This window comes from Actinoalloteichus fjordicus (assembly GCF_001941625.1).
In the GTDB taxonomy this organism is placed as follows: Bacteria; Actinomycetota; Actinomycetes; order Mycobacteriales; family Pseudonocardiaceae; genus Actinoalloteichus_A; species Actinoalloteichus_A fjordicus.
The window spans coordinates 6,546,622-6,563,593 of the sequence record NZ_CP016076.1; the positions used below are offsets into that span (position 1 = coordinate 6,546,622).

The window sequence follows — 16,972 nt, forward strand, 5'->3', positions numbered from 1 at the left end:
ACGACCGCTTGACGCCACGTAAGAACGAACTTCCGTCAAGCTCTGGCGCGACCGCCTCCACTCACGATACGAGTTCTGACGAGCACCGAGGGTACGGAGGCAGGGACGTGGGGCGTTCCACAGACGGTCGACGACGCAACCGAGCCGGGTCGATCACCGTCGCCGAGCTGGTCAGGCGTCAACCGAAGGCGGCGAGAGCGCGGCTGCGCATCGAATCGCCATGGGAGCATGCCCCGGCACACTCCGACCCGCCGGAGGCAGTCGCCTCGGACCAGGAGGAACCCGGAGCGTTGTTCCGCACCACGCCGCTGCGAACGCTCGCCTTCGTGGCAGGTCTGCTGGTGTTGTCCAGCTCGATCCTGGCGACGGGAATGATCACCAATGCACCGAGGGTGGACCTCCCCGGCGGTGCCGACCTGTCGCCGATCACGCTCGCCGGTCCCCTGGTGATGCGTCCGGACGTGCTGACCGCATATCTGGCCCGACCCGAGATCTCGCCACAGCCGCTCGCTGTGATCGAGGACTCCGACGACGCCGCTGACGCCACCCAGCCGCTCGGCGATCGGGTGCCGCCAGGACAGCAGCGGGTCGTGGCAGGCGGACCGGCCACGGTGTACACCGACCGCGAACTGGTCGAACAGTTCTTCACGCTGCTGGACGACAATCCGACGGCTGCGGCGAGTCTGCTCGCTCCCGAACTGCGCGGCGGCGACCGCTCGGACTTCATCGAAGCCTGGGACGACGTCCACGGTGTCGAGGTGGTGACCATCGACGAACGGCAGGCCGGTAGTGTGGTGGCGACCGTGGCCATCGATGGGGCCAACGGCGGGCGGCTGTATCTCACCCATCAGCTCGTAGTCGGCGACACTCCCAAGCGCATCACCGAGGCCAGGCTGTTGGGCGCGCAGCAGAGCGAGACACACCAGGGCTGAGGCCGGCGTCATGCTCGTCAGGAGCGTGTTCGTGGTCGGGCCGCGTCGAGGGGTCCGACTCGCGATCGTCGTCTGGACTTCGTTCGTGACCGGGCCGAGGTCGTCGTCAAGGTCGACGGCGTGTCTCGGTCCGCCGTGACACCGCCTCGGTGGCCGATGAGCAGAAGTACCGCGCAGGAGCGAGGCCGCTCGGAGGACGACACGGATTTCGCCGTGCTGGAACCGGGTCCTACCCTGGAGCCGTGAGCAGAACCGGGAGCCGCCAGTGAGCGACGAGGGTCGCTTGGTCGCAGGACGCTATCGACTCGATCGGCGCATCGGCAGCGGCGCGATGGGCGTGGTGTGGCAGGGAACCGACGATCGGCTCGGCCGAGTGGTGGCGATCAAGCAGCTGCTGCTCCAGCCCGGTCTCAGTCCCGCGGAGACCGAGGAGGCTCGGCAGCGGGCGATGCGGGAAGGCCGGATCGCCGCCCGTCTCCAGCATCAGAACGCCATCGCCGTCTACGACGTGGCCGAGGACGACGGTCAGCCGTGCCTGATCATGGAGTACCTGCCGTCGGACAGCCTGGCCACGGCGTTGACCGAGCGTGGTCCGCTGCCGCCCACCGAGGTCGCCAGGATCGGCGCGAGTGTCGCGGGTGCCCTGGCCGCCGCGCACGCGGCGGGCATCGTGCACCGCGACATCAAGCCGGGCAACATCCTGCTGGGGCACAACGGCGAGGTCAAGATCACCGACTTCGGGATCTCGCGCGCGACCGGCGACGTGACGGTCACCAAGACCGGGATGCTCGCGGGCACCCCGGCCTATCTGGCACCCGAGGTCGCGAAGGGCTACGACCCCGGCTTCGGCGCCGACGTCTTCTCGCTCGGCGCGACCCTGTACGCGGCCGTCGAGGGCGAGCCGCCCTTCGGCACCCATGAGAACACCCTCGCGCTGCTGCACCTGGTGGCGGCGGGCCGGATCAACCCGCCGAGACAGGCGGGGCCGCTCACCGCACTGCTGATGCGTCTCCTGCGTGCCGAGCCGATCGAACGGCCGACGATGGCGCAGGCCAGGGAAGGCATGCAGGCCGTCGCCGCGGGCAGACCGGCCCCTGGGCCGCCCATGCCCGCCGGGCCGCCCCGGCCTGCCGCCGCACACGGCGCGGCAGCACCGAAGCCCGCAGGCGGGCCGACGCCGACGCGCTTGGACGCCCGGCCGGTCACCGACCGGCCCGAGCAGGCCAGGACGGTCTCCACGGCGGCGCAGGCGCCCCAGGGCGCACATCAGCCCAAGCCGGAACCCCGCCCCACTCGGAACGAACCGGAAGAAGGCTTCCGAGGACGCGCCGTGCTGTTGACGGCCGTCGCGGTGATCGCCGCTGCGCTGATCGGCGTGTTGATCGCGGGAGTGTTCTTCACCGAGAACAACGGCGCGGCGGGCGGAGCCGGTGCTGCCGGCCCCAGCACATCCGAGTCGGCGGAGACCACCACGGAGGCGCCGCCCTCGGAGGAGGCCCCGCCGGTGGTCGACACCCCGGAGCGCTCGATTCCCCGGGAAGAGGCACCGTCCGTCACGGAAGAGGATGAGGACGAGCAGGGCGAAGACGAGGACGAAGACTCAGAGCAGAGCCGTCCGGAACGCAGTGAGGCGCTGGTCGCCCAGTACTTCGACCTGCTGCCCGACAACTACCAGCAGGCGTTCAACCTGCTTGACTCGGACTTCCAGGGCGACTTCGGCGGCTACGAGAGCTGGTGGGGTGACTCGGTCGAGTCGGTGACGATCACGCGAGGCCCGGATTTCCGTCGAGGCCGGGTACGGGTCGACCTGCACTTCGTGCGCACGGACGGTGTTGAGGTCGACGAGCGATGGGACATCCACATCGAGGGTGAGGGCGACGACCTGCGTATCGGCAAGGTCGACAAGTGACGCGACGAGACCTGCGGCCACGCTGACGCCGTCGGCGAAGCCGAGCCGCAGGGCCGTGGCGGGACACGGAGTCCGGGTCGCTGCCGCGCATTGGTGTCATCGCCGATCGCCCGGGCGACACCGGCCTCCCGACAACGCAGCCTGTTCGAGCCCGCTGGTTCCCTCGGCTGGACGAGGAGCCGTGCCGGAGACGGTGGGTGGCACAGCTCCGCGTGCTCGACGCCGACGCGCTGACCGCGACCGATCGGGACATCCATTGGCCGGTGCCCGCGCCCTCGGGACCGGCTCTGCCTCCGTGTTCTTCACCTCCGGCACCACGGGAGCAGGCTCATTCCGATCGCGGCCGTCCGATCGACGAGCACCTCGCTTCTGCGATCCGCACCGCCGCATTGGTCGACACCGCTGAGGTGTGCTGTCGGACGTCGACGGCCGTGCTGATCGGCAGGCGCAGGCTGCCGCCGGCGATCAGAACGTAGCCGGGCACCTCCTGATCAGGTCACCACCGAGGCCGCGACGGCCTGGAACGCCGTGGCCAGCCGCCGCACGGCGACCTGCTCTTCGACCGCCTGACGAATCACCAGCGCGATGCGCCGCATCGGCTCCGGCTGCCGCAGTCGCCGAACCACCACCCCGGGGTGGACGGCGCCGAGGCCGAGCATCGGCATGATCGCGACGCCCATGCCCGCAGCGACGAACCCCTGCGCGGTGGCGTAGTCCTCGGTCTGCACCGCGAAGTCCGGTTGGAAGCCCGCCGCCGCGCAGGCCCGCAGCACCGGCTCGCGGCAGGGCCCGTGCGAGCGGTCCGAGTCGACCCACTGCTCCTCGGCCAACTCGGTCACCTCGACCGACCGTCGGCTCGACAGTCGGTGACCGCGCGGCAGCACGACACGATACGGATCGACGAGCAGCGGCAGATGACGCAGCCCCGGCAACTCGGCTGTCTCCGAGGTCTGCACGATCAGTGCGACGTCGGCCCGGCCGCTGCACAGCTCGGCGAGCGGCTCCACGTCGTCGAGCAGGAGTTCCAGCCGGACGCGCGGGTACTCGCGACGGAACTCCGCCACCGCCTGCGGCACCAGGACGGCGCCCGCCGTGGCGAAGTAGCGGATGCGCACCCGTCCGGTGCTGCCCGCACGCAGGTCGGCCACCGTCTGCTCGATGTCGGCGAGATCGGCCAGCACTCCCCCGGCCCGATCGGACAGCGTCTGGCCAACGTGAGTCGGCCGCAGTCCCCGGCCCGCCTTCTCCAGCAGCGACATCCCCACCTCCCGTTCCAGGGTGGCGAGCTGCTGGCTGATCGCAGACGGCGTGAATCCGAGGTCAGTCGCGGCCGAGGACACGGAACCGCTGGTCACCACGGCATGGAGCACCTGAAGCCTGCGCACGTCGAGCATGATTCAACGATACAGCAGTACTTCATCGTCCTTAAGGACATTTCAGTTGTGCTGACCTGTTGTTCTCCGGAGAGTGGCGGTGTCGACATGTCGTCGACGAGGACCGAGAGCGAGGCCGACGATCATGGTGAGTAGCGGGGCAAGTCTGGTCCGCATGGCGGCGCTGGCGAGTCTGTTCGGGTCAAGCTTCCTCTTCATGAAGATCGCGCTCGGCTCGTTCTCCCCCGCGCAGATCACGCTGCTGCGGCTGGTCCTCGGCGCGGCGGTGCTGGTGGGGGTGTGCGCGGTACGCCGCATCACCCTGCCGCGCGAGCCTCGCCTCTGGCTCGTCGTCGCGGGCGCCGCACTCTTCGCGAACACGCTGCCGTTCACGCTGTTCGCCGTCGCAGGCCAGACGGTGGACGTCGGGCTGAGCGGCGTGCTCAACGCGACCACCCCGCTGTGGGCGCTGGCCCTCGCGGTGGCCGTCGGACGCAGGCGGCGCGTGACCGGCTGGAACGTCCTCGGTGTGCTGCTGGGCTTCGTCGGCGTCGTCCTGTTGCTGGCGCCGTGGCAGCAGGGCGAAGTGCATCTGCTCGGCGCCGCACTGTGCCTGGCCGCCGCCGTGAGCTACGCCGTCGGCTACATCTATGTCGAGCGTTTCCTCAGCGGGCGCGGGCTCGCTCCCGCAGGTCTCGCCTGCATGCAGCTCATCGCGGGCAGCGGCCTGGCGATCGTCGCGATGCCCTTCTTCGGCACCCAGCCGATCGAGCCTGCGCTCGGCCCGGTACTGGCGATCCTCGTCCTCGGCGTGCTGGGCACCGGGGTGGCCTTCGTGCTGAACCATCGACTGATCGCCGACGAAGGCGGCGCGGCCGCGTCCACCGTCGGCTACCTGCTGCCGCTGGTGTCCGTGCTGCTCGGCGTCGTCCTCCTCGACGAGCGCCTTGCCGCCTTCCAGTGGGCAGGCATGGCGGTGATCTTGCTGGGGGTCGCGCTGACCCGGCATCGCGGTCGGCAGGAGCAGGGGACGGTCCGGCAGGCCGCGGCGGTCGCGGCAGGCACCGCCCTCACAGCAGGCACCGCGGTCGCGGCAGGCGCCGCCCTGGATGCCTCGCCCGAGTACGACGCCACGCCGGGGGCAGCACCGACGCAGGCGGCCCGCCCCACCTCGGCGGACGCCGCGACGGGAACGGCCACCGCAGTCCAGCCGGACACCGCAGCTCAACCGCTTCGCGCCGAGCCTGCGCAGCCCGAGTCGCGCGTGGCAGATCGACAGCACACACCCTGCTGATCAGACCGGATCGACGCCGCCCACCAGATCGGGCGGCGTCGAGGGGTTCCGCCACCGCACGTTCCGGTCTGGCCTCGGCTCGGCTCCGCGCCGGTTCGGCCGGGCCCGACCGGGATACGCCGACCGCCGCTCAGATCAGTCTGCGGTCCGTCGCCCAGCGAGACAGCTCGTAGCGGTTGGAGAGCTGGGTCTTGCGCAACACGCTGGAGACGTGGGTCTCCACCGTCTTCACCGAGATGAACAGCTCGGCAGCGATCTCCTTGTAGGCATAGCCCCTGGCCAGCAGGCGCAGGACGTCCCGTTCCCTCGGGGTGAGCAGATCGAGTTCCGGGTCGTTGATCGGCGCGGCCCCCGGCCGGTCGGCGAAGGCGTCGAGCACGAAGCCCGCCAGCCGGGGCGAGAAGACCGCGTCGCCGTGATGCACCCGCACGACCGCGTCCACCAGCTCGCGGGCCGAGATCGTCTTGGTGACATAGCCCCGCGCACCCGCCCGGATCACGGCGATGACGTCTTCTGCGGCATCCGAGACCGACAGCGCCAGGAACACCACGTCCGGGTGGGACTTGCGAACCCGGCGCAACACCTCGGCGCCGCCGCCGTCGGGCATGTGGACGTCGAGCAGGACCACGTCGGGCTGGAAGTGCCCGATGCCCGCCACCGCCTCGCCCACCGAACCCGCCTCGCCGATCACCTCGATCACGCCCGTGGCGTTCGTCAGTTCGGCCTTGGCTCCGGTGCGGAACAGCGCGTGGTCGTCGACCAGGAAGACCCGGACCGGCCGGGCCTGCGCCGCAGTGTCCTCGGTGTTGTTCACTCGATGTCCCTCACCCGTCACGTCCTCTTTCGCATCAGCGCTTGTCTGCGGTGCGTGGCAGCCGCAATGCGACCTCGGTGCCCTCGCCGGGAGCCGTGCGCAGTCGCACCGTTCCCCCGTGACGCTCCATCCTGCCGTGAATCGAGTCCGCCAGGCCATGCCGGTCCCCGGGAACGGTGGAGGTGTCGAAACCCTTGCCTCGATCTCGGACGAACAACTCGACCTGAGCGGGCTCCACCTCGACGAACACGCTCACCTCGCCGACCTCGGCGTGTTTCGCGGCGTTGACCATCGCCTCCCTGGCCGCCCAGACGGCGGCCAGCACCCGGTCGTCCACCTCGCAGTCACCGACCACGACCTGCTGCACCTTGATGGCGAAGGTGTCCTCGACCTCGCCGCACACCTCGCTGATCAGCGCCGCCAACGTGCGGGCCGAGGCGGGCTCGCCTGCCGAGGGCGACGCCTCCGCGTCCGGCTCCGCACTCGCCCTGCTCGATCCGCCGTAGCCGGTCGCGCCGTACAACCAGGTACGGAGCTGTCGTTCCTGACTCCGGGCGAGCCTGCGCACCTCTTTGTCGTTCTCCGCCTGCTTCTGGATCAAGGCCAGGGTCTGGAGCACCGAGTCGTGCAGGTGGGCGGCGATCTCGGCACGCTCCTCCGTGCGGATGCGCACCCGGCGCTCCTCATCCAGATCCCGGACCAGCCGCAGCCACCAGGGCAGGGTGAGCACGGCCGCGCCCACCAGCGTGACGATCACCGACAGCAGGGCGAACTGGAGTCGCGCCAACGACAGGCTGTTGGCCAGCAGCACGATGATGCCGGTGAGCACCAGTCCGGCCCCGGTCAGGCTGCGGACGACCGCACCGCGACCGCCGTTGCCGATGAAGACCTCGGCGACGCCCGTCCTGGCGCCCTGCGCCCAGCGCCGACGCTGAGTCTCGTCGGCCTCCCGCCACACCAGGAAGGCGCCGATCAGACCCACCGAGGCGGGGAAGAACAGCCGTCCGCTCCAGCCGCTGCCGAACGACGTGGTCGCCACGACCAGACCGAAGCCGAGCACCACCAGACCAAGCGCCTGGGTGCGCTGCCGGGAGTTCACCGCTTCCGGGACGTCGACCGGACGCTGCGGCACCAGGGCCCAGAGTGCGGCGTAGAGCACGACACCCAGCCCGTCCACCCCGGCCAACAGGGTGATGACGACCCGGACCCAGAGCACGTCGACCTTCAGATGGTCGGCCAGCCCGCCCGCGACCCCGGCGACCACCCGCGAGGATCGACGCCGACGCAGGGTGGGTCTCGGCGTGTTCTCGCCTCCCGCGCCCCCGACGCGCGGGTCTCTCCGGGCCGGAGCCACCCGCTGCGTGATGCGATGTGCGTCGTCCACCGGAGCGTCGTCCGGCACGGGCTGCCTCCCCTCGCGATCAGCCTGTACTGCCACGATGACATCGTCACACGCCTGCGCGGCGGACGTCATCAGGGAGCGACCCGGACGCGGGCACGCCGTGGCGAGGGCAGGGCTCAGGGGTAACCCCGATGGCGTGGGTCGCGGATCAGGTCATGCTGGGACAGGCGAGCCGCCGGGCTGTTCCGTTCTGACGTGGCGGACTGGCGGCAGTCCTGACGGAGGGACGACGGCCTGACACCGGCGGCGGCGTTGATCGACCGGACGTCGAGGAACAGTCTCCGTCGGTGGAGAACACGAACGACAGGCAACTCGAGACGGTGCGAACGGTGGGATGGGATGGACGCAGCAGGCCAGGGGCAACCGAACGGGGCGACCTCGACCACCGGACCGCGCTTCGAGGAGACGATCAAGGACATCTGGCGGACTCGCCCCGTCCGGCTCGGCGAGGGACGCAAGATCGCGGGCGTGGCCGTCGGGATCGCCCGCCGGTACGACCTCGACCCCACGCTGGTCCGGGTCGTCCTCGTGGTGACCTCGTTCTGGGGTGGCTGCGGTGTGCTGATCTACCTGCTCGGCTGGCTGCTGCTGCGTCAGGAGAACGAGCTGTCCTCCCCGGCTGAGGCGCTGGCGGGTCGAGGCCGCGACCAGTCGGCGGGACAGCTGTCGACGGTGGTGCTGCCCGCACTGCTGGGCATCGCGATGGTCCCCGTCGTCCAATGGGTGCTGAACGGCACGTTCAACAGCGCGGTCTGCCTCGGCGGCTCGGGTGTGGCGCTCTATCTGCTGCACCTGAACCGAGGACACACCACGCCGCGCACGATCAACTGGCCGGAGACCGAGAATCCCGCCGCCTTCGGGCTGCCCGACGAGCCGCAGACCCGAGGCGACGGTGCGCCCACCGAGGCACGCACCATGGCGTTCGGCCGCGCAGGCGGCACGACGACGGCGCCCAGGACGAACCCCGGCTCGAACACGGACATCGACTCGACCACGGACCTGTCGACCGCCGCTGCGGGCAGGCCGAGTCCGGATTCGACCGCCGAGGAAGACGCCGAGTACGGACCCTACGAGGAGCCGACACCCCCCGCCTGGGATCCGCTGGGCGTCGCACCGTTCGCCTGGGACCTGCCCGATCCGGTCGGCCACCAGCCGGCGGAACAGCCGGAGCCGGAACCCCGGCGCCGGGTCCGGTCCCGGATCACCCCGGTGACCGTGGCGCTGGCGCTGCTGACCTTCGCGGCGGGCCTGCCGCTCATGGAGCCGGGAAGCTGGCTGACACCACCTCGGCTGCTGGCACTGGTCCTCGCCGTGCTCGGCACCGGCATGGTGCTCGGCGCCGTCCGCAGCGGCGGCCGAGGACTGATCTGGCTCACGACCCCGGTCGCCGCGCTCACGTTCATGCTCGGGCTGGTGCCGCTGCACGAGACCGGCGGCTGGCACGGCGCGGGCGCCCAGGAGCTTCGCGTGACCGATCCGGGTCAGCTCCAGGAGTCCTACCGGCTCTCGGCAGGCGTGATCCTGCTCGACCTCACCGAGCTGGAGATCCCCGAAGGGGAGACCCTGCACAGCAGCGTCGTCGTCAACCTCGGCGGCGACATCGAGGTGATCGTGCCGCCGGACCTGCCGGTTCGAGCGAACTGCGAGACGCGGCTCGGCAGATCGTCCTGCCTGGATCAGGATCACTACGACCGGGCGACGACGAGCGTCACGAGCATCCCGGAGAACTCCGACAGCGGAGTGTTGGAACTCGACATGTACATGGGTGCGGGACAGTTGGAGGTCAGGCGTGGCTGAGCGTGCCGACAAGCAGAAGGCAGTGCGGCGTCGCGGCCCGATGGATCTGCTGACGTTGATCGGCGGCGTGATCGCGCTGCTGATCGCCGCGTACACGTTCTCCGACGGCAACGACTGGCTCCCGCTGCTGAACCTGCGGTGGGTCCTGGCCGCCGGGGCGGTCACCATCGGCCTGGCGCTGTTGGCAGGCTCGCTCCGGTCACGTCGGGAGGACTGATCACGCGGCCCGGCCGCCGGAAGGAGCGATGACCCGCATCGAGGCGCACCGCCGTCTTCAGCGGGAACTCGGCGAGCGGATCGGCACTAGTAGTCTTCCCGGGGAGGTGCGGGGAGCGGTGTCGACACAGACGCAGGGGGAGCATCGACCCACGCTGGAGGATGTCGCCGCGCTGGCGGGCGTCTCACGGGCGACCGTGTCCAGGGTGGTCAACGACTCGCCGAGGGTGAGCCCGGAGGCCAAGGAGTCGGTGTACTCCGCCATCAGGGAGCTGGGCTATGTGCCCAATCGCGCGGCCAGGACGCTCGTGACCCGGCGGACCGGCGCGGTCGCCGTGGTGATCTCGGAGCCGGAGTCGAAGATCTTCGACGATCCTCGGTTCGCCACCGTCGTGCGCGCCGCAGCAGGCAGGCTGGGCGAACTCGACGCGGCCATGGTGTTGATGCTGGTCCACTCGCCGGAGGACGAGGCACGCACCGAGCGGTTCCTGTTGGGCGGGCACGTCGACGGCGCGCTGCTGTTCACGCCGCATCGCGGTGATCCGCTGCCCTCGGCCATGTCAGCCCTGCCGATTCCGACCGTCTTCGGCGGCAGGCCGTGGGCGGGCGGCCACCGGTTGCACCTGGTGGACACCGACAACCGGGAGGGCGGCAGGCTCGCAGGCCGACACCTCATGGATCTCGGACGGCGACGGATCGTCAGCGTCACCGGGCCGCTGGACGAGCATGCCGCCATCGACCGGCTCGACGGCTGGCGGCTGGCGACCGGGGCGGACGAGGCGACGACGGACCTGCGCACGGAGTCAGGTCACTTCGCCCGGGAGGGCGGCGAGCAGGCCATGCGCACGCTGCTGAACCGGGTTCCCGATCTCGACGGCGTGTTCGCCGCCAGCGACCTGATGGCAGCGGGTGCGATCGATGCGCTGCGCAAGGCAGGCCGACGGGTGCCGGAGGACGTCGCCGTCGTCGGATTCGACGATCAGCCCGCCGTCGCCCCGCACACCAGTCCGCCGCTGACCACCGTCGCGCAGGACGCCCAGGAGCAGGTCCGCCGGATGGTGCACCTGCTCACCCGGCTGATCGCGGGCGAGGACGTCCCGCCCGGCCGCGAGGTCCTGCCGGTGCACCTGGTGCGCCGAGGATCGGCGTGACACGGCCGGACGGCGCGGGTCGAGGCCCGCGCACACCCCAGCCCGCCGCGCACCCCGAGTCCTCGGTCATACACGCCGATCGCTGATCGACCTGCCCGGCGGGCTCGTCGCCACGAGCGACGGTCACTCCCACTCGATGGTGCCCGGCGGCTTGCTGGTGACGTCCAGCGTGACCCGGTTCACCTCGGCGACCTCGTTGGTGATGCGGGTGGAGATTCGTTCCAGGACCTCGTAGGGCAGCCGGGTCCAGTCGGCCGTCATGGCGTCCTCGCTCGACACCGGGCGCAGCACGATCGGGTGACCGTAGGTGCGACCGTCGCCCTGCACCCCGACCGAGCGGACGTCGGCCAGCAGCACCACCGGGCACTGCCAGATCTCCCGATCCAGGCCTGCGGCGGTCAGCTCCTCGCGGGCGATGGCGTCTGCGGCACGCAGGGTCTCCAGCCGCTCGGCCGTCACCTCGCCGATGATCCGAATACCGAGGCCGGGGCCGGGGAACGGCTGACGCTGCACGATGGTCTCCGGCAGCCCCAGCTCGAGTCCGACCCGACGGACCTCGTCCTTGAACAGGGCTCGCAGGGGCTCGACCAGGCCGAACCGCAGATCGTCCGGCAGCCCGCCCACGTTGTGGTGGCTCTTGATGTTGGCGGTGCCGGTGCCGCCGCCGGACTCCACCACATCCGGGTACAGCGTGCCCTGCACGAGGAACTCGACCTCTTCGCCGTGCTCCCCGGCCTCGGCCTGGAGATCACGGGCCGCCTGCTCGAACACCCGGATGAACTCCCGGCCGATGATCTTGCGCTTCTGCTCGGGGTCGGTCACGCCTGCCAGGGCGGCGAGGAAACGCTCTTTCGCGTCGACGGTGATCAGCCGGACGCCGGTCGCGCCGACGAAGTCCCGCTCCACCTGGGCCCGCTCACCCGCCCGCAGCAGGCCGTGATCGACGAACACACAGGTGAGCTGGTCGCCGACGGCCCGCTGCACCAGCGCCGCGGCGACGGCGGAGTCCACGCCGCCGGACAGGGCGCAGATGACCCGGCCGGAGCCGACCTGGTCGCGGATCAAGGCGACCTGGTCGTCGACGATCGACGCGGTGGTCCACGCCGGGCCGAGGCCCGCGATGTCGCGCAGGAACCGCCGCAGCACCTCTTGTCCGTGCGGGGAGTGCGCCACCTCGGGGTGGTACTGCACGCCCGCGAGCCTGCGCTCGACGTCCTCGAAGGCCGCGACGGGGGCCCCCGCGCTGGTCGCGGTGACCGCGAAGCCCTCCGGCGCCTTCGTCACCGCGTCGCCGTGGCTCATCCACACCGGGTGGTGGCCGGGCAGGTCGGTGTGCAGGACGCCCTTGGTCGACTCCAGATCAAGATCGGTCCGCCCGTACTCGCGGGTGCCGGTCTGTTCCACCGTGCCGCCGAGGGCCTGGGCCATGACCTGGAAGCCGTAACAGATGCCGAACACCGGCACGCCGGACGACAACAGCTCCGGGTCGAACCCGGGCGCGCCGTCGGCGTAGACGCTGGACGGTCCGCCGGAGAGCACCACGGCGGCCGGGTCGCGGGCGAGCAGCTCCGCCGTCGACGACGAGTGCGGCACCACCTCGGAGTACACCTGCGCCTCTCGGACGCGGCGTGCGATGAGCTGGGCGTACTGCGCGCCGAAGTCGACGACGAGTACCGGCCCCTTCGCACTGCTGGGCACTGGCGAACCTCCTGAAGACGGACGAGACCTCGGGTGACCCGCACATCGTCCCAGGTGAGACAGCTCGGCCGACCAGCGGCGTCGGCTTCCCTCAGCCGGGTGAGTCTCAGGCCACACCGACCCGAGGTCCGCCCGCGCCGCAAGATCGTCCGCATACGGTGTCGCAGTGGACATCACGAACAGCCAAGACGGCGGAGTGGACGCCTTCACCCCTACCCCGCGCCCCTGCTGGATCGCGGGGAGACCGGAGTCGGGCGACGGCAGGCAGGAGGTCCGCCACCCCTACGACGAGACGGAGGTGGCGACCGTCTGCGTACCGGACTCCGACCAGGTCTGGCGCGCGGTGCGGGGGGCAGCTGCCGTGCGCGGCGAGATCGCGACGCGCTCCCGCCGGGCGGTGTCCACGACGCTGGCGGCACTGGCGCACGGCCTGACCGACCGCGCCGAGGAGTTCGCCGAGATCATCACGGCCGAGAACGGCAAGCCGCTGCGGTGGGCCGAGCTGGAGGCCGCCAGGGCCGCCTCGGTGTTCCGGCTGGCCGCCTCCTCGGTCGACGCGGGCGGCGGCGAGGCGGACCGGTGGGCGACGGGCGCGTCGAGCAGGCGGGTCCCGCGCGGCCCGGTCCTGGCGCTCACCTCGGTCGACTATCCGTTGTACACGGCGACGCGACAGGTGGCCGCTGCCCTCGCCGTCGGCGCTCCCGTGCTGGTCAAGCCCCCGCTGCGCACTCCGCTGTCGGCCCTGATGCTCGGGGAGCTGCTGGCCGAGGCGGACCTCCCGGAGGGCGCGTTCTCCGTGCTGCCGCTGGACGACGAGGCCGCGCAGGCGCTCGCGGGTGACGAGCGGGCCGCCGTGGTCTCGCTGACCGGCTCCCGCCACACCGCCGCGATCCTGCGCCGGGTCGTGGCCGATCGACATCTCGTGCTCGAACTCGGCGGCGTCACGACGGCCCTGGTGTGTGCCGACTGGTCGGCGCCTGCCGATCTCGACCTGGCAGCCCGCCGCATCGCGGAGTTCGGCAATCACCAGGCAGGCCAGTCCGCCGAGGCGGTGCAGCGGGTGGTGGTCGACGAGTCGGTGCTGGCGGACTTCCTGCCGCGGCTGACGGCGGCCGTGGGCGAACTGCGCACCGGCGACCCGCACGATCCCGAGGTTCAGGTGGGTCCGCTGATCGACCAGGCCGCCTCGATCCGGGTCGGCAACTGGATCACGGAGGCCGTCGAGACCGGCGCCGAGGTGCTCGTCGGCGGGAACCGTTCCGGCACCACCGTCGAACCGACGGTGCTGGTGGGGGCGTCGACGACGGCCAGGCTGTGGCGGGAGGAGGCGTTCGGGCCGGTGCTCGTCGTCTCGGCGGCGGCCGGGCTGGACGCGGCGCTCGGCCAGATCGAGGACTCGCTGCCCGGCGGCCGGGCATCGGTGTTCACCCGTGATCGCCACGCCGTCCTGCGGGCAGGCACGGCGTTGGCCGCCGACGAACTGGTGATCGGGGACGTGCCCGCCGTGGAGGCCAGACACGAGCGGGGCGCCGACGTCGAGGCGCCGGATCGCGCGGCGCTGCACCGGTTGATGCGCGAGTTCACCGTGGAACGACGCACGGTCTTCGCCGACGATCTGAGCTGATCGGGCCGAGCCGGGCCGGCCCCGCCTGGTCGGGTTTCGGCTGGTCGGTGCGGCATCGATCGGGCCGATCACTCGCTGACTCCGGTCGGAATCCCTCGGCGACACCCTGGCTTGAAGCGCCGCCCGACCGAGTCCGCAGCACCGCCCACGGTGCCGTGGTTCCACCGGCACAGCGGGCGAGGGACCAGCCGCAGCCGACTCAGCCGACCGAGCCGACGGAGCCCACGGCGAGGTAGGCGACGTTGAAGGCGGCCGCGACGACCGCGGTGCCGACCACCGCGACGGCGAGTGCGCGCAGCTCGCGCAGTCGCCGGAAGGTCATCCCGGCCAGCAGGGCCGCCCCCGCCACCGTGATCACGATCCAGTAGACCGGACTCGTGGTCTCGGCGACCTGGGTCAGGCCGTAGACACCCTCACCGATCCCGATACCCGACAGCAGAGCGGCGCCGGCGGCGGCCCGCAACTGCGATGACGAACGCAGCCAGGCGGTGGCGATGCCGACGAAGGGGCCGGCCACGATGCCGATGACGCCGAACAGGACGGGGCTGTAGAACAGGCCTTGGAGCTGCGCCGCCAGCGAGTAACCGAGCACGAGCAGCACGAAGCTGATCGCGCCGACGATGCTCGCGGTCACCCCGGTCAACCGCGCACCGAAGACCATCAGTGCGGTCAGCAGCGCCCACCCGCTGGCCGAGTTGGCCAAGGAGGAGAATGACTCCGGTAACCATCCCTGGGCGAAGAAGGTCAAGCCTCCCAGCAGGAGACTGGCCATGGCGACCGCGCCGATTCGCAGCAGGCGGCGGGTTCGCTCGGGAGCTTGCTGACCCTCGATTCCGCGCATCAGCGCACGTTACAGGTCCGCCGCATCGACGTCGGAGAGTGCTCGCCGTCCATCGTCGACGAGGAACGAGGAACGCTGTTCGACGCTGATTCGAAACGTCAATGCCGGCAGGTCGAGATCGGCAGGAATCACCAGTCAGTCGGTGCACGAGAAACATCCCGAATTCGTTCTCCGGTGTCGGTGACGCGCTCGGCCGGGATTATCGCCGGAACCGTCGTCGGTCCGGACGGCCGGGTGATGCGGAATTCGGGAATCTCGGCAGCGATACGGCGTGCGCCCTATCCGCACGTCACGATGCTGACCGGCCGGCTGTTCAGCGGCTGCCAGAACTGCCATGAGCAGCGGGAATCCCCTCATGGTCTAGACCCTTGTGCCCTGTCGTCCCTGCTGCCATGATTGATTGCGCTCGGACATTCGGCCCGCGATTGGAGTGCCCGTATGCCCGCACTTCCCCCGTTCTCCCGCCGCCGATTCCTCGGCACCGCCGGTCTACTCGGTGCCGTGACCGCGCTCGGTGCGCCCGCTGTCGCCGAGGCCGCCGAGAATGACGTCATCCCGATCGACTGGCCGAACCTGGGGTCGTATCCGGGGGCCGATACCGCCGGGCAGCGGGTGACGACGATTCTCGCAGGCAGCACCCGCTATCTGATCGGACCCTGGTACGCCGGAATGTACCCGCGCTATCTCCCGGACGGCTATATCGATCTCCGGGGCACCGACGAGCGGGCCGTCCGGCTGCCCGCCATGGCCGCCGTGTCCGCCGCCACCGCGCTGACCACCGGTACCTACGACCCGCAGACGCTGTCCGCCGCCAACGCCGCCATCCGAACGCGAAACCTCATCCGCACTCTGGCCGCGCGGCACCGGGCGAACAACGCCGACCCCGCGACGCGGTGGGGCAGTGGCTGGCAGACCGCGCTATGGGCCTACTACACCGCGCTGGCAGGCTGGCTGTTCTGGGCGGAGCTGGACACCGCCGAGCGCGAGCATCTGGTCGCGATGCTGGTCTGGGAGGCACAGCGGCTGACCACCGGAGACGACGTCTACCTCGTCGGCGGCAGCGGTGACCAGCTCTACATGACGCGCCGCGACGGCACCGTCGTCACCCCCGGCGACAGCAAGGCGGAGGAGAACAGTTGGAGCGCAGCCGCGCTCTCTCTGGCGGCGGTGATGATGCCGAACCACCCCGACGCCGCGAGCTGGCGGCGCCGAAACGTCGAACTCCTGGTGGCGGGAGCCGCCTGCCCTGCGGACCTCACGAGTGGCGAGACGATCAACGGCATCCGGCTGTCGAGCTGGCTGCAGGGCACGAACATCGCCGACGACGGCACCCTGCAGAACCATGATCGCCTGCATCCGCTGTACATGGTCTCCTTCGATCAGAGCCTCTACCAGGGCTTCGTCTTCGGCCTGGCCGACCGTGCGGCGCCGAGAGCCGCGCTGCACAACATCACGCGGACGTACGCCGCGCTGGTGGAGAAGCCGTTCCCGCTGCCGGACGGGGGCACCAGCACGATCTACCGACCGGGATCGGCGGAGATCTACTACCCCGAGGGCAACGACTGGGGCACACACTTCCCGTTCTACTTCGGCAACTTCGATCTGCTGGTCGACCTCACCGCCCAGGACACCGGCATCGACCCGGCCGCGGCGACCTGGGAGCGGCTGCACAACGAGGACCAGCTGAACCTGATGTCCCGCTTCCCCGACGGCCGCACCTACGGCGCCAACGGAGAGAACACGTACTACGGCCGCGAGCACCGCATCGGGGTCATGGCCGCCCAGGCGTATCTGACGCTGTTCCTGGCCAGGAACACGAGGGGGAACCGGCTGCGGTGGCGGTGAGAGTGGGGTGACGGTACCGAGGTGCGGCCGGGCAGTGCGGCTGCCCGGCACGCCGCCCCGATGGAAGGCGGCGATC

14 protein-coding genes are annotated in these 16,972 nt (G+C 70.8%); 9 read left to right on the forward strand and 5 right to left on the reverse strand.

Annotated features, from left to right (window positions below; all coding sequences use genetic code 11):
* Positions 1-107: 107 nt before the first annotated feature.
* A complete protein-coding gene (locus UA74_RS27970) occupies positions 108-932 on the forward strand; it encodes a hypothetical protein (protein WP_075742864.1) in 825 nt (274 codons plus the stop codon).
* A 265-nt stretch (positions 933-1,197) separates the two neighbouring features.
* Positions 1,198-2,841 (forward strand): serine/threonine-protein kinase, encoded by a 1,644-nt coding sequence (locus UA74_RS27975; RefSeq protein WP_075742865.1) that lies wholly within the window; start codon positions 1,198-1,200, stop codon positions 2,839-2,841.
* Positions 2,842-3,332: 491 nt separating this feature from the next.
* Here UA74_RS27975 and UA74_RS27980 read toward each other — a convergent pair whose 3' ends face one another.
* A complete protein-coding gene (locus UA74_RS27980) occupies positions 3,333-4,235 on the reverse strand; it encodes a LysR family transcriptional regulator (protein WP_075765778.1) in 903 nt (300 codons plus the stop codon).
* Positions 4,236-4,359: 124 nt separating this feature from the next.
* On the opposite strand from UA74_RS27980, the gene UA74_RS27985 reads away from it, so the two are divergent.
* Entirely contained in the window at positions 4,360-5,508 is a 1,149-nt protein-coding gene (locus UA74_RS27985; protein ID WP_083683728.1) for a DMT family transporter, read from the forward strand.
* A 130-nt stretch (positions 5,509-5,638) separates the two neighbouring features.
* Here UA74_RS27985 and UA74_RS27990 read toward each other — a convergent pair whose 3' ends face one another.
* Together UA74_RS27990 and UA74_RS27995 are read right to left on the reverse strand one after the other, a co-directional pair.
* Positions 5,639-6,322: a response regulator gene (locus tag UA74_RS27990; RefSeq protein ID WP_075742869.1), complete on the reverse strand. Its 684-nt coding sequence runs from the start codon at positions 6,320-6,322 to the stop codon at positions 5,639-5,641.
* Positions 6,323-6,356: 34 nt separating this feature from the next.
* Positions 6,357-7,760, reverse strand: coding sequence for an ATP-binding protein (locus UA74_RS27995; RefSeq protein ID WP_075742870.1), 1,404 nt, complete (start codon positions 7,758-7,760; stop codon positions 6,357-6,359).
* A gap of 303 nt (positions 7,761-8,063) precedes the next feature.
* Here UA74_RS27995 and UA74_RS28000 point away from each other — a divergent pair, with 303 nt between their 5' ends.
* Genes UA74_RS28000 through UA74_RS28010 form a run of 3 tightly spaced genes read left to right on the forward strand, consistent with a single transcriptional unit; the run spans position 8,064 to position 10,888 of the window.
* A complete protein-coding gene (locus UA74_RS28000) occupies positions 8,064-9,521 on the forward strand; it encodes a PspC domain-containing protein (protein WP_075742871.1) in 1,458 nt (485 codons plus the stop codon).
* On the forward strand, positions 9,514-9,738 hold the full coding sequence (locus UA74_RS28005) for a hypothetical protein (RefSeq protein ID WP_075742872.1): 225 nt from the start codon (positions 9,514-9,516) through the stop codon (positions 9,736-9,738). Before UA74_RS28000 ends, UA74_RS28005 begins: the two co-directional genes overlap by 8 nt.
* 28 nt (positions 9,739-9,766) lie before the next feature.
* Complete coding sequence (locus tag UA74_RS28010; RefSeq protein WP_083683732.1) at positions 9,767-10,888, forward strand: LacI family DNA-binding transcriptional regulator; 1,122 nt, start codon at positions 9,767-9,769, stop codon at positions 10,886-10,888.
* Between the two features lie 123 nt (positions 10,889-11,011).
* On the opposite strand, the gene guaA is transcribed toward UA74_RS28010, so the two are convergent.
* Complete coding sequence (gene guaA / locus UA74_RS28015) at positions 11,012-12,586, reverse strand: glutamine-hydrolyzing GMP synthase (protein ID WP_075765782.1); 1,575 nt, start codon at positions 12,584-12,586, stop codon at positions 11,012-11,014.
* 166 nt (positions 12,587-12,752) lie between these two features.
* On the opposite strand from guaA, the gene UA74_RS28020 reads away from it, so the two are divergent.
* Entirely contained in the window at positions 12,753-14,210 is a 1,458-nt protein-coding gene (locus tag UA74_RS28020) for an aldehyde dehydrogenase family protein (protein WP_157434481.1), read from the forward strand.
* 199 nt (positions 14,211-14,409) lie between these two features.
* Here UA74_RS28020 and UA74_RS28025 read toward each other — a convergent pair whose 3' ends face one another.
* Positions 14,410-15,051 (reverse strand): DUF6518 family protein, encoded by a 642-nt coding sequence (locus UA74_RS28025; RefSeq protein ID WP_075765784.1) that lies wholly within the window; start codon positions 15,049-15,051, stop codon positions 14,410-14,412.
* On the opposite strand from UA74_RS28025, the gene UA74_RS32525 reads away from it, so the two are divergent.
* Together UA74_RS32525 and UA74_RS28030 are read left to right on the forward strand one after the other, a co-directional pair.
* Positions 15,028-15,447 carry a hypothetical protein gene (locus UA74_RS32525; RefSeq protein ID WP_157434482.1) on the forward strand — a complete coding sequence of 140 codons (420 nt, stop codon included), beginning with the start codon at positions 15,028-15,030 and terminating at the stop codon, positions 15,445-15,447. The genes UA74_RS28025 and UA74_RS32525 overlap by 24 nt on opposite strands.
* 42 nt (positions 15,448-15,489) lie before the next feature.
* Entirely contained in the window at positions 15,490-16,896 is a 1,407-nt protein-coding gene (locus UA74_RS28030) for a hypothetical protein (RefSeq protein ID WP_075765786.1), read from the forward strand.
* Positions 16,897-16,972 lie beyond the last annotated feature (76 nt).